Annotated in this window: 12 protein-coding genes and 1 pseudogene; 10 read left to right on the forward strand and 3 right to left on the reverse strand. The window is 71.3% G+C overall.

The window, feature by feature from the left end; translation table 11 throughout:
• The 5 genes and pseudogenes from HC031_RS00005 to HC031_RS00025 all read left to right on the forward strand — a co-directional run.
• Positions 1-148, forward strand: a pseudogene (locus HC031_RS00005) (electron transfer flavoprotein subunit alpha/FixB family protein); the annotation flags it as partial.
• A 233-nt stretch (positions 149-381) separates the two neighbouring features.
• Complete coding sequence (locus tag HC031_RS00010) at positions 382-1,560, forward strand: cysteine desulfurase family protein (protein ID WP_167923032.1); 1,179 nt, start codon at positions 382-384, stop codon at positions 1,558-1,560.
• A 57-nt stretch (positions 1,561-1,617) separates the two neighbouring features.
• Entirely contained in the window at positions 1,618-2,715 is a 1,098-nt protein-coding gene (gene mnmA, locus HC031_RS00015; RefSeq protein WP_338090408.1) for a tRNA 2-thiouridine(34) synthase MnmA, read from the forward strand.
• Positions 2,716-2,746: 31 nt separating this feature from the next.
• Entirely contained in the window at positions 2,747-3,748 is a 1,002-nt protein-coding gene (locus tag HC031_RS00020; protein ID WP_338090409.1) for a methionine synthase, read from the forward strand.
• A gap of 36 nt (positions 3,749-3,784) precedes the next feature.
• A complete protein-coding gene (locus HC031_RS00025) occupies positions 3,785-4,138 on the forward strand; it encodes a VOC family protein (RefSeq protein ID WP_205862074.1) in 354 nt (117 codons plus the stop codon).
• Between the two features lie 4 nt (positions 4,139-4,142).
• Here HC031_RS00025 and HC031_RS00030 read toward each other — a convergent pair whose 3' ends face one another.
• Positions 4,143-4,595 (reverse strand): type II toxin-antitoxin system PemK/MazF family toxin, encoded by a 453-nt coding sequence (locus HC031_RS00030; protein ID WP_338090410.1) that lies wholly within the window; start codon positions 4,593-4,595, stop codon positions 4,143-4,145.
• Between the two features lie 155 nt (positions 4,596-4,750).
• On the opposite strand from HC031_RS00030, the gene HC031_RS00035 reads away from it, so the two are divergent.
• From HC031_RS00035 to HC031_RS00050, 4 genes are all read left to right on the forward strand, one after another.
• Complete coding sequence (locus tag HC031_RS00035) at positions 4,751-7,036, forward strand: MMPL family transporter (protein ID WP_167923034.1); 2,286 nt, start codon at positions 4,751-4,753, stop codon at positions 7,034-7,036.
• A gap of 113 nt (positions 7,037-7,149) precedes the next feature.
• A complete protein-coding gene (gene ligA, locus HC031_RS00040) occupies positions 7,150-9,285 on the forward strand; it encodes an NAD-dependent DNA ligase LigA (RefSeq protein WP_167923035.1) in 2,136 nt (711 codons plus the stop codon).
• Positions 9,285-9,737 (forward strand): NUDIX domain-containing protein, encoded by a 453-nt coding sequence (locus HC031_RS00045; RefSeq protein WP_167923036.1) that lies wholly within the window; start codon positions 9,285-9,287, stop codon positions 9,735-9,737. Before ligA ends, HC031_RS00045 begins: the two co-directional genes overlap by 1 nt.
• A gap of 366 nt (positions 9,738-10,103) precedes the next feature.
• Entirely contained in the window at positions 10,104-11,105 is a 1,002-nt protein-coding gene (locus HC031_RS00050; RefSeq protein ID WP_167923037.1) for a hypothetical protein, read from the forward strand.
• Positions 11,106-11,183: 78 nt separating this feature from the next.
• Here the strand turns inward: HC031_RS00050 and HC031_RS00055 are convergent, their stop codons facing one another.
• Both HC031_RS00055 and HC031_RS00060 read right to left on the reverse strand, forming a co-directional pair.
• Positions 11,184-11,813 carry a methyltransferase domain-containing protein gene (locus HC031_RS00055; RefSeq protein ID WP_167923038.1) on the reverse strand — a complete coding sequence of 210 codons (630 nt, stop codon included), beginning with the start codon at positions 11,811-11,813 and terminating at the stop codon, positions 11,184-11,186.
• Between the two features lie 5 nt (positions 11,814-11,818).
• Positions 11,819-12,730 (reverse strand): phosphotransferase, encoded by a 912-nt coding sequence (locus HC031_RS00060; RefSeq protein WP_167923039.1) that lies wholly within the window; start codon positions 12,728-12,730, stop codon positions 11,819-11,821.
• A 142-nt stretch (positions 12,731-12,872) separates the two neighbouring features.
• Here HC031_RS00060 and gatC point away from each other — a divergent pair, with 142 nt between their 5' ends.
• Complete coding sequence (gatC, locus tag HC031_RS00065; RefSeq protein ID WP_167923040.1) at positions 12,873-13,172, forward strand: Asp-tRNA(Asn)/Glu-tRNA(Gln) amidotransferase subunit GatC; 300 nt, start codon at positions 12,873-12,875, stop codon at positions 13,170-13,172.
• Positions 13,173-13,176 lie beyond the last annotated feature (4 nt).

Genomic DNA, 13,176 nt, shown 5'->3' on the forward strand with positions numbered 1-13,176 from the left:
CGCCGGCATGCAGACGTCCAAGACCATCGTCGCGGTCAACAAGGACGACGAGGCCCCGATCTTCGAGCTGGCCGACTACGGCGTGGTCGGCGACCTGTTCAAGGTCACGCCGCAGGCGATCGAGGAGATCCGCAAGCGCAAGGGCTGACCGACTGGCTCGACAGGATCGGGGGTGGGCGCGGCTGCGCCCACCCCCGATCGCGTTGACCGGCAGAATGTCACGGACCGCTGCGGCCAACGGCCCGCGACAAGCGCCTCCCGGCCCGGCCAGTGGCCCGCGACAAGCGCCTCCCGGCCCGGCCAGTGGCCCGCGACAAGCGCCTCCCGGCCCGGCCAACGGCCCCCGACAAGCGCCGGAAGCAGGCCGATAGGCTGGATGCGATGGCCTACCTCGATCATGCCGCCACCACGCCGATGCTGCCCGAGGCGTTGGATGCTTACGCGGCGACCGCGCGTGAGCTGGGCAACGCTTCGTCTCTGCACGCTCCCGGCCGGCACGCCCGTCGTCGGGTGGAGGAGTCGCGGGAGCGGATCGCCGCGGCGCTGGGCGCCCGTCCGTCCGAGGTGATTTTCACCAGCGGGGGCACTGAAAGCGACAACCTCGCCGTTAAGGGCATCTTCTGGGCACGCCGCGCCGACGAGCCCCGGCGGAGCCGGATCATCGGGTCCGCCGTCGAGCACCACGCGGTGCTCGACTCGGTGGAGTGGCTGGTCCGCGCGGAAGGCGCACGGGTCACCTGGCTGCCGGTCGACGACCGCGGGCGCGTCGAGGTGGACGCGCTGCGCGCGGCCCTCGACGAGTACGGCGACGAGGTGGCGCTGACCACCGTCATGTGGGCCAACAACGAGGTCGGCACGGTACAGCCGATCGCCGACCTGGCGTCGCTGTGCGTGGCCCACGAGGTGCCGCTGCACACCGACGCGGTGCAGGCGGTCAGCCAGGTACCCGTCGACTTCGCCGGCAGCGGCGTCGCGGCGCTCACCGTCACCGGTCACAAGCTGGGTGGTCCGGTCGGGGTCGGCGCGCTCCTACTCGGCCGGGACGTCGCGTGCACCCCGCTCCTGCACGGCGGCGGCCAGGAACGCGACGTGCGCTCCGGCACTCTGGACGTCCCCGGCATCGTCGCGTTCGCCACCGCGGTCGAGGCAGCGGTGAAGGCGCGGGCCGAGTACGCGGCCCGGCTGAGCGAGATCCGCGACGCCCTGGTCGCCGGGGTACGCGCGGCCGTGCCGGACGCCGTCCTCAACGGCGACCCGACCAACCGGCTGCCCGGCAACGCGCACTTCTCGTTCCCCGGCTGCGAGGGCGACGCGCTCCTGCTGCTGCTCGACGCGCAGGGCATCGCCTGCTCGACCGGCTCGGCGTGCTCGGCCGGGGTCGCCCAGCCCTCCCACGTCCTGCTGGCGATGGGCGCCGATGACGACCGTGCCCGCTCGTCGCTGCGCTTCACCCTCGGCCACACCTCGACCCGTTCCGATGTCGAAGCACTGGTTGCGGCGCTCCCCGCCGCCGTGGAACGGGCCAGGCGCGCCGGGGCCGTGCGGGCCGCCCGCGCCTGACCAGGATCGACCGGGCCGCGCGGCGCCCGTACGTCCGACACCGGTTAACCTCGACTCGTGAAGGTTCTTGCGGCGATGTCGGGCGGGGTCGACTCGGCGGTGGCGGCCGCCCGGGCGGCCGAGGTCGGGTACGACGTGACGGGCGTGCACCTGGCCCTGTCGCGCAACCCGCAGACGTACCGGTCCGGCGCTCGGGGCTGCTGCACGCTCGAAGACGCCCGGGACGCCCGCCGCGCGGCCGACGTGATCGGTATCCCGTTCTACGTGTGGGACATGGCCGACCGGTTCCATGAGGACGTGGTCGACGACTTCGTCGCCGAGTACGCGGCCGGCCGTACCCCCAACCCGTGCCTGCGCTGCAACGAAAAGATCAAGTTCGCGGCGGTGCTCGACCGGGCCCTGGCCCTCGGCTTCGACGCCGTGGTGACCGGCCACCACGCCCGCAAGGGGACCGACGGGCTGCTGCGGCGCTCCGTCGACCTCGGCAAGGACCAGTCGTACGTCCTGGCGGTCCTCACCCGCGAACAGCTCGACCACTCGATCTTCCCGCTCGGCGACTCCACCAAGGCCGAGGTGCGGGCCGAGGCGGCCCGCCGCGGCCTCTCCGTGGCCGACAAGCCCGACAGCCACGACATCTGCTTCATCGCCGACGGCGACACCCGTGGCTTCCTGCACGAGCGGCTCGGCGCGACGCCGGGCGACATCGTCGACGCGGAGACCGGCGAGGTGCTGGGCGCACACGAGGGCGCGTACGCGTACACGATCGGCCAGCGGCGCGGCCTGGACCTGCGCCGCCCGGCGCCGGACGGCCGCCCCCGGTACGTACTGTCGATCACCCCGGTGACCAACACGGTGACCGTCGGGCCGGCCGAGGCCCTGGAGGTGTCCCGGGTGTCCGGCGAGCGCCCGGTCTGGACGGCCGGCCCGCTGCCCGCCGGTGAGGTGGAGTGCGAGGTGCAGCTTCGGGCGCACGGGGAGCCGGTGCCGGCGACCGTACGCGTGGACGCCGACGGCCTCGTCGCGTCGCTGCACCGGCCGGTACGCGGCGTCGCCGCCGGTCAGGCGGTCGTGGCGTACCGTCCGGACCCGGCCGGGGACGTCGTGCTCGGATCGGCCACGATCGCCACCACCGAGCGGGCGGGCGTGCCGGCCTGAGCCGCCGGGTCCGGCGGTAGCCTTCCGTGACGTGACCACTTCCTGGCCCTGGCCACTGGGCGCCGCCACCGGCATCGGCTCGCTGCCGGGCACCGACATCGTCGAGGCCGTCCGCACGATCCTCGGCGAGCTGCCGGACCTGCCGTACCTACCCGAGCTACCGGACCGGGGGCCGGGCGCCGACCTTGTCGGACGCGGCGCCGGGCTGCTGGTGGAGCTGCCGGTCGAGGTGTACGCCAACCGCTGGCGCATCGCGTCGCGGCCGGGCCACGATCTGCGCGTCGCCCGGGACCTGATGGAGCGGGATCTGGACGCGGTGACCGAGCAGGCGGCCGGCTACACCGGGACGTTCAAGGTGCAGGCCGCCGGACCGTTCACGCTCGCCGCCGCGATCGAGCTCGCGACCGGTGGTCCGCTGCTGCGCGACCCCGGCGCGGTACGCGACCTCGTAGCCTCCCTCGCCGAGGGCCTGCGCGGTCACCTCGCCGACCTGGCCGCCCGGCTGCCCGGCGCCCGGCTCCTGCTGCAGCTCGACGAGCCGTCGCTGCCGGCGGCGCTGGCCGGCCGGGTGCCGACCGAGAGCGGCTTCGGCACGTTGCGCCGGGTGGAGGAGTCGGTCGCCCGGTCGGCGCTGTCCGAGATCATCGAGGCCGCCGGCGTACCCGTCGTCGTGCACTGCTGCGCCCGGGACGTCCCGGTCGACCTGGTGCGCCGCGCCGGCGCGGCCGGGGTGGCGCTCGACCTCGGGCTGGTCGAGGACCTGGACGCGCTGGGTGAAACGCTCGACGCCGGACTGGGTCTGATCGCCGGGGCGGTTGACACCCGCCCGCAGGCGAACGGTCGTACGCCGTCGTCGGCCCAGGTCGCCTCCCGCGTCCGTGAGCTGTGGGGCCGGCTGGGCTTCCCGGCCAGCCGGCTGCCCGAGCAGGTCGTGGTCGCCCCGGCGTGCGGGCTCGCCGGGGCGTCGCCGGAGTACGCGCGGGCGGTCATCGCCGCGTGCCGGGACGCCGGACGGCGGCTCGCCGAGGAGTGAGGTTTCCTGTCGTACCCAGTGGGCACAGTGAAGGCCATGATTGGAAGTCTTCGCGCAGTGGTCATCGACTGTCCCGACCCGGAGGCGCTGGCCCGGTTCTACGAGGAGCTGCTGGGTCTGTCGCGGCGGAGCACCGAGAGTGACTGGGTCACCATCGGTGACGACACCAGGAGGATCTCTTTCCAGCGTGCGCCCGACCTGCGGGAGCCCCGCTGGCCCGACCCGGAGCGGCCGCAGCAGTTCCACATCGACGTGACCGTCGACGACGTGGACGCGGCGGAGGCGAAGGTGCTGGCGCTGGGGGCGAAGCGGCTGCCGGGGGAGGGCGACGACTTCCGGGTCTACGCAGACCCGGCCGGGCACCCGTTCTGTCTGTGCTGGGACACCTGACCGGTCACGCCACCCAGCCGGTGGCGTGCAGCCGCCGGACCGTGCTCCAGGTCCGGTCGTCGACCGTGCCCGCCTTGCGGCTGAAGGCCGAGTCGCGCAACCGGAACGGGTCCGACAGGTCGAGGTAGCTGTTGTGGGTCGCCCGGCGATCCCACGCGCCGGTGGGGATCTCGATGTGGTCGCGGCGGGCGCTGCGGTCCTGGCTGGTGATCTTCAGTACCTCGACCTGGCGCTGGTGCGTGCGCAGGACCAGGCACGGGCGCACCTTGTGGCCGGTGCCGTCGGAGAAGGGCACGTCCGCCCACCAGATCTCGCCGGGCTGCGGGCGCCCGCGCCAGGACTCGTCCGGCGGCGCGGCACGCAGCCGTGGCCGGACCCGGCGTCGCCGCCACAGCCACCACGCCAGCGCGGCCGCCACGATGAGGGCCGCCAGCCATGCCACCGCCGTCGTACGCACCCGCCGACCTCCCGAACGTCTGCCGGCGAGCTTAGGTGATACGCCTGGTCAAGCCCTTTGTGGTAGTCATCTCCTCTCTCTCGGATTTTGTGTGCATACACACAGTTACGACGTACGGTTGCCGGGCCAGTACGTCGTCCGCGCAAGGGAGTTAAGTGTTCGCAGCGTTGGGTAGGGCCAGCTTCCGTTACCGGCGCTGGTTCCTGGCGGCGACAGTGCTGCTCACCGTCTTCGCGGCGGTATGGGGAACCGGGGTGTTCGGCAAGCTGAGCGGTGACGGTTTCAACGACACGCACAGTGAGTCCTACCGGGCGTCGGCGGCGGCCCAGGCGGTCCTCGGGCGCGACCCCGACGCCGTGCTGCTGATCTCCAATCCCCGCTTGACCGTGGACGACCAGGCGTTCCAGGTTGCGGTGCAGGACGTCGTGGACTCGATTCCGTCCGGAGACGCCGACACCGTAGCCACCTACTGGTCCACCGCGTCGCCCGCGATGGTTTCCCACGATCGCCACGAGACCTACGTGGCCATCCGCTTCGCCGGCAGCGCCGACCACGCGGGCGACGTGTACAAGCGGGTCGCACCCAGGATCCACGCTCCCGCCGGCTTCACGGTCGACAAGGGCGGGAACGTGCCGCTCAACCAGGACATCAACCACCAGGTCAGCAAGGACATCGGCCGGGCCGAGGGGCTGTCGTTCCCCGTCGTGCTGGCCCTCCTCGTGGTGGTGTTCGGTGGCCTGGTGGCCGCGAGCCTGCCGCTCGCCGTCGGCGGTGTCGCGATCCTCGGCGCCTTCACCGTGCTCCGGGTCATGACCGGGTTCACCTCGGTGTCGGTCTTCGCGATCAACATCGTGACCATGCTCGGGCTCGGCCTGGCCATCGACTACGCCCTGTTCGTCGTCAGCCGGTTCCGCGAGGAACTGCGGTCCGGCAGCGACGTCGAACAGGCCCTCGTCACGACGATGTCCACCGCCGGCCGCACCATCGCCGTCTCGGCGGTCACCGTCGGGGTGTCGCTGTCGTCACTGCTGCTGTTCCCCCAGGTGTTCTTCCGCTCCATGGCGCTCGGCGGCGTCGCCGCCGTCGGCGTGGCCGTGCTCGCCTCGCTGACCGCGCTTCCGGCGCTGCTCGCCCTGCTCGGGCACCGGGTCGACGCGCTCCGCCTGCCGGGTCTGCGGCGGCGCGAGCGGATCACCTCGGGCCGGGGTCTGTGGTACCGGATCGCGCAGAGCGTGATGCGCCGACCCGTCGTGTACGTGGCGGTGATCGTCCCGATCCTGCTGCTGGCCGGCTCGCCGTTCCTGCGGGTGCAGTTCGGCGGCGTCGACTACCGGGCGCTGCCCACCAAGGCCGAGAGCCGTCAGGTCGCTGAGCGGATCGTGGCGGACTTCCCCGGCGGCGGCGAGAAGATCCGGGTCGTCGTGGACGGCGCCAGCCCGACCGGGCTCGAGCGGTACGTCGGTGAGCTGAAGGCGCTGCCGGGCGTCAACGGCGCCGCTGTCACCGGCTCGTCGGCGTCGGGCGACCGCGCGGTCGTCGACGTCGCGCAGGGCCTCGACGCGTACTCGTCGCAGGCCCGTTCGCTGGTGACCGAGGTCCGTCACCTGCCGCCGCCGCCCGGCGCCCACGTCGAGGTGGGCGGTACGACCGCGAACCTGATGGACCTGCTGCACACCCTCGGCGCGAAGCTGCCGTGGATGGCGCTGTGGGTGTTCAGCGCGACGTTCGTGCTGCTGTTCCTCGCTTTCGGGTCGCTGCTGCTGCCGCTGAAGGCGATCGTGATGAACATGCTGTCGCTCACCGCGTCGTTCGGCGCACTGGTGTGGATCTTCCAGGACGGTCACCTGTCCGGCCTGCTCGGGTTCACGTCGACCGGGACGGTGGAGGCCACCCAGCCGATCCTGATCCTGGCGATCGCGTTCGGCCTGTCCATGGACTACGAGGTGTTCCTGCTCAGCCGGGTCCGTGAGCAGTGGGACCGGACCGGGGACAACACCCTCGCCGTCGCCACCGGGCTGCAACGTACCGGCCGCATCATCACCAGCGCGGCAGTCCTGCTCGTCGTCGTCATCGGCGCGTTCGCCACCGGCGGTATCTCGATCATCAAGATGGTCGGGGTCGGGATGGTGGTCGCCATCGTCGTCGACGCCACCATCGTCCGCGCGTTGCTCGTACCGGCGACCATGCGGCTGATGGGCCGCGCCAACTGGTGGTTGCCCCGTCCGCTGGCAGCGGTGTGGCGGCGGTTCGGCATCCGCGAGGGCGACGAGGCCGCACCCGTCGCCTTGCCGGCCGGGGCCACCCTCGTGACCGTCGGCGACACCGGGCGCGGGATTTTTCCCGACGGGGTCACCGCCATCCGGTGCGAGGCCGACCCGATGGGCCGCACGGTCGAGCCCGCGGGCACCGTCGACGATGTCGCAACGGCGGTGCGCGGCTGACCGTCCCACCGGCACGGGTACGGTGGATCTTGATCGGCCGATCAGGGGCCGACCGGCAGGTCGCTCCCGGCGAATGTCGGACCGGCGGGCTACCGTGCGAGCGAGGTGATCGCATGAGCGAGGACGAGATCGGCGAAGTCGTGGGCACCGTCACCCCGGCGCAGGAGGCGGCCGCCGGTGGGGAGCCGCCCCCGGACGTACGGGAGCGGCACGCCACGCTGTCCGAGGAGCTCAATGAGCACCAGTACCGGTACTACGTGCTCAGCTCCACCACCGTCGACGACGCCACCTACGACCGCATGATGCGCGAGCTGGAGGCGATCGAGGAGCGGTACCCGTCGCTGCGCACGCCCGAGTCGCCCAGCCAGCGCGTCGGTGGCACGTATTCGACGCTGTTCACGCCGGTCACCCACGTGGAGCGGATGCTCAGCCTGGACAACGCGTTCGACGCCGACGAGCTGTCGGCGTGGGCGGAGCGGGTCGAGCGGGACGCCGGTGGCCCCGTGGGCTACCTGTGCGAGCCGAAGGTCGACGGTGTGGCCATCGACCTCGTGTACGAGCAGGGGCGCCTGGTGCGCGCGGCGACCCGCGGAGACGGGCGGGTCGGCGAGGACGTCACTCTCAACGTGCGCACGATCGACGACGTGCCCGAGCGGCTGTCCGGCGACGACGTGCCCGAGCTGCTGGAGGTGCGCGGCGAGATCTACTTCCCGATCGAGGCGTTCGCCGACCTCAACGCCGCCCTGGTCGCCGCCGGGGACAAGCCGTTCGCCAACCCGCGCAACGCCGCGTCCGGTTCGCTGCGCCAGAAGGACCCGCGGATCACCGCCGGACGACCGCTGCGGATGGTCGTGCACGGCATCGGTGCCCGGCGCGGGTTCGAACCACAGACCCAGTCCGAGTCGTACGAGTCGCTGAAGAAGTGGGGGTTGCCGACCAGCACGCGCTGGCGTGCGGTCCCCGGCATGGCCGGCGTCCGGGAGTACATCGACTTCTACGCCGACCACCGGCACGAGGTCGAGCACGAGATCGACGGCGTGGTCGTCAAGGTCGACCAGGTTTCCGTGCAGCGCCGGCTCGGCGCGACCAGCAAGGTCCCGCGCTGGGCGATCGCGTACAAGTACCCGCCCGAGGAGGCGATGACCCGGCTGGTCGACATCCGGGTCAACGTGGGCCGCACCGGCCGCGTCACGCCGTACGCGGTGCTCGAGCCGGTCTACGTCGGCGGGGTCACCGTCACCACCGCGACCCTGCACAACGCGCAGGAGGTCGTCCGCAAGGGGGTGCTGATCGGCGACACCGTGATGATCCGGCGCGCCGGTGAGGTGATCCCGGAGGTGCTCGGGCCGGTCGTCGACAAGCGCGACGGCTCCGAGCGCGCGTTCGTCATGCCCACCCACTGCCCGGAGTGCGGCTCGCCGCTGGCCCCGGCCAAGGAGGGTGACGTCGACATCCGCTGCCCCAACAGCCGTACCTGCCCGGCGCAGCTGCGTGAGCGGGTGTTCCACCTCGCCGGACGGGGTGGCTTCGACATCGAGGTGCTGGGCTACAAGGCGGCGATCGCGCTGCTCGACTCGCACGTCATCACCGACGAGGGCGACCTGTTCGCGCTCGACGCCGAGAAGCTGGCCCAGGCGCCGTTCTTCGTCAACAAGAACGGGTCGCTGGGCAGCAACGCCACCCGGTTGCTGGCCAACCTGGAGGAGGCCAAGAGCCGGCCGCTGTGGCGGGTGCTGGTGTCGCTGTCGATCCGCCACGTCGGCCCGACCGCCGCGCAGGCGCTGGCAGCGGCGTTCGGTTCGATCGACGCGATCGAGGCCGCGGGTGTCGAGGAGCTGGCCGCGGTCGAAGGGGTCGGACCGACCATCGCCGAGTCGGTCAAGGAGTGGTTCACCGTCGACTGGCACCGCGAGGTGGTGCAGAAGTGGCGCGCGGCCGGGGTACGCATGGCCGAGGAGCACGTCGAGACGGGCCCGCGGCCACTGGAAGGTGTCACGGTGGTCATCACCGGCTCGTTGCCGACGTATTCGCGGGACGAGGCGACCGAGGCCGTCACGACGCTGGGCGGCAAGGTCACCGGCTCGGTGTCGAAGAAGACGGACTTCGTCGTCGTGGGGGAGACGCCGGGCTCGAAGTACGACAAGGCGGTGGCTCTGAAGGTGCCGATCCTCGACGAGGACGGGCTGCGGGTCCTGCTCGCCGACGGCCCGGAAGCGGCGCGGGCGGTCGCCACCACGCCGGAGGGGTAGTGGCCGAGCGGCACCGGAGCATCGTCGACGTACACCTGATCCTGCGCTGCGACGGGAAGATCCTGATGGGCCGGCGCGCCAACACCGGCTACGGCGACGGTCTGCTGCACCTGCCGAGCGGCCACCTGGAGCGTGGCGAGTCGGTCGTCACGGGCGTGATCCGGGAGACGTACGAGGAGATCGGGGTGGTCGTGGCGCCGGAAGCGCTGCGGTGCCGCCACGTCATGCACCGCAACGACCCAACCGGTTACGACCGCGTGGGCTTCTTCTTCGAAGCGGACCGGTGGGCGGGGGAGCCGGTCAACCGGGAGCCGGATAAGTGCTCCGAGCTGGTGTGGGTCGACCCGGACGCGCTGCCCGACGATGTGATCGCCTACCCGGCGGCCGCCGTTGCGCAGATCCAGCGAGGTACGGCCTTCTCGCTGCACGGCTGGGACACCCCGATTCCATGATCCTGAAGGGTTCGCGGTGCCCTGGCACCGCGAACCCTTCAGGATCAACGACGAAGCGTCGAGCCGCCCTCGTCATGTCGGCACCCGCGACCGGTCATGCGAGCAGCAGTACTGCCAGGGGCCGATCGATGTGGACGCATGAACCATTCGTCGGCGTCTGCCGTACCGGTGTTAGAAGTCCGATCCGCCCTGCCGCCGAAGGCGCGGGGAAGGGAGGCGCCGGATGCGGTGCACCGTTGGCCCGTTTCGTGCCGGATGCGCCCGCGTGCCCGTCGGCCACACGCGCCTGGATGCGCGTGGCCGACTCCGCGTCGCCACTTCAGTGCTACTGAAATCGTCACCTCGGGTAGGGAGCAGTGAACGACGATGAAGCGTTCTAACGTCACCGGCCCACGCCGGTCAGTCAAGATCGCAACGGCTGCAACCGCCGTCGGGTTGGTAGGGCTCGGCACCGGAGTCAGCCTCGCCTCAACCGGGGATCCCATTGCTGTGCAAAGAGTTCGTGGCGCGCAGCGGTCCGGTGGTTCGGCGAACGCGGGGTCGGTGACGTGCATAACCGAGGTCGATGCGAACGCGCAGGCCGGCGCGTCCACGGCCGCAACGGACCTGTTCACCCCGGGCACCAAGCTGCGCGTCAGCAGCGGACTCCAGACGGTCAACGTCGTGGTCAGCGGCGGGCTCAACGGCAATGCCAACGGCAACGGCAACGGCAATGCCAACGGCAACGGTAATGGCAACAACGCCAACGGCGGGAACAACGCGAACGCCAACGGTGGCAACAACGCCGACGCCAACGGCGGGAACAACAAGAGGAAGGTGCGCCGGAACCGGGGCAACAACGATGGCGCCGCGAACAACGGCGCCAACGCCGGCAACGCCAACGGCAACGCTGACAACGCCAACGCCAACGCCAACGCCAACGCCAACGCTGACAACGCCAACGCGGGCGATGCCAACGCTGCCGACGGCAACAGCGCCAACGGTGGGAACAGCAGGAGGAGCGCGCGCCGGAACAAGGGGAACAACGGCGCCAACGCGAACAACAACGCCGGCAACAACGCGAACAACAACGCCAACGGCAACGCCGGCAACAACAATGGCAACGCCGGCAACAACAACGGCAACGCCGGCAACAACGACGGAGTGGACCCCAACAGCGTGTGCGTAAAGCTGTCCAAGGCGCCGTTCGACAAGCTGTCCAACAACGGTAACGGCGAGAACGTGGGTACCTTTGTCGTCACGATGGTCCCGCTCGGCAACGGTGGCAACAACGCCAACGGCAACAACGGCAGCAACGCCAACGGCAACAACGGCAGCAACGCCAACGGCGGTAACGGAGGCGGTGGCAAGGCGGGCCGGCGTCGGTGAGCCGTCCCGCGGACATGGCCATGATCGCGGAGCGTTCGCGTTGCCGCAGCGACAAGAATGCTCCGTGATCATTGAGGTTCAGAGCGCAGGCGGACGCTGCGCCCAGAAGAGGGTGTGTGCGCTGGTGCCCTCCGGGATGCGCTCCTGAGCTTCGACGCTGAGCTCAGCCTGGTGCAACCACATCCGGTAGGTGGAGGCGTCGGCCTGGCTCCACCACATGGTGGCGGGGCCGCCCAGCCAGTTCTCCTCCCTACCGGTCCAGGCCGTGTCGCCGACGGTGGCGACCAGCCACCCACCCGGGCGGAGCCAGCCGGCGATGCGGCGGATCAGATCCGGCTGTGCGGTGAGCGGCATGTGGATGAGGGCGTAGAAGCAGACGACCGCGTCGAAGGTGGCGAGCGGGAAGTCCAGCTCGGTGGCGTCCGCACAGACGAAGGTAGCGTCTGGAACCAGGCGCCGCGCGCGTCGGATCTGCACCTCGCTGATGTCGGCGCCGGTCACCGTGTGACCGGCCCTGGTCAGCAGCCGGGCGACGGGCACACCGCAGCCGCAGCCGAGGTCGAGTACGGCCGCGCTCTCGGGAAGCAGACGATCCAGCTCGGCCAGCCACGGACCGTACTGGCCGTCGTCGGCGTCGTCGCTGCGGTACCGGTAGGAGAGCGCGTCGTAGCCCCGCCGGACCAGGTCGCGCTCGTCACCGGTGCCCACCCGGCTCACCCCTCCAGCGAGTGGTCGGCGAGGACCTCCTGGATGACGTGCCGGGGTACCGCAGCCTCCGAACTACCGCGCTCGAGGTGGCCGACAAGCGTGATCAGCGACTTCCACAGCGCCCAACCGCGACCGCGCGCCCAGGTGGCAGGGTCGACGGCGAGGACGTGACGGAACGCGTCCCGGCTCCGCCCGTACAGCAGCGCCCAGGCGATGACCACGTCGCAGGCCGGATCGCCGACGCCGCAGCTGCCGAAGTCGATCACCGCGGCCAGCTTCCCGTCGCGTACGAGCAGGTTCCCCGCCCAGACGTCGCCGTGGAACCAGACGGGTTCGCCGTGCCAGCCGGCCTCGACCGCGTCGTCCCACGCCCTGAGGACCGCGTCGCGGGGGATCTCGTCGCCCAGCGCGGCGACGGCGTCGAGCGTCTCGTCCGCGTACGTGGTGAGCGGGCCGCCGCGGAAGCCGTTGTGCGGACCGGGCTTCGGACCGTCGGTCGGGTCGACCTGCCGTAGCGCGACCAGGAACGCCGCGAGGTCGGTCGCGAAGCCGGTCAGGTCGCGGATCCGGCCGTGCGTCGCCGGTACGCCGTCGAGCCAGCGGTAAACCGACCAGGGGTACGGGAAGCCGTGTCCCGGCGCGCCCTCAGCCACCGGCGTTGGTACGGGCAGGGGGAGTCGGGGAGCAAGGACCGGCAGCCACCGCTGCTCCTTGGCCACCTGGAGGGCGTACTCCTCGCCGCTGGGCAGCCGTACGGTGAACTCGTCGCCGAGGCGGAAGGTCCGGTTGTCATGACCGTCGGCCTCGACACGCTTGACGAGCAGGTTGGCCCACTGCGGGAACTGGCTGTCGATCAGTCGCCGGGCCAGGCGCTCGTCGATGTCGGGGAGTGCCGCCGTCGGCCGCCTGTCATCCACCGCGTCATTGTGGTGGTGCGGCGCCGTCCGTCGCCAATGAATTGGCAGCGCAGGGCCGATACGGCATATCCTTCATCGGCTTGCGGGCGGGCCAAATAGACTCTCAGGGTCCGGGACATCTCAGATCGAAAAGGGGCACCCGATGGCTGCCATTTCCCGCGAGGAGGTCGCGCATCTGGCGCACCTCGCGCGGCTCGCCGTAAACGATGCGGAGCTGGACACGTTCGCCGGGCAGCTCGACGTGATCCTCCAGGCCGTCGCTCGGGTGGGCGAGGTGACCGCCGCGGACATTCCGCCGACCTCGCACTCGGTGCCGTTGACGAACGTGCTGCGCGAGGACGTCGTGACGCCGGGCCTGACCCGCGACGAGGCGCTGTCCGGTGCGCCGGACGTCGCCGAGGACCGGTTCCGGGTACCCCGGATTCTGGACGAGGAGGCCTGACCGC

The sequence above is a fragment of the Planosporangium thailandense genome (assembly GCF_011947195.1).
GTDB lineage: Bacteria > Actinomycetota > Actinomycetes > Mycobacteriales > Micromonosporaceae > Planosporangium > Planosporangium thailandense.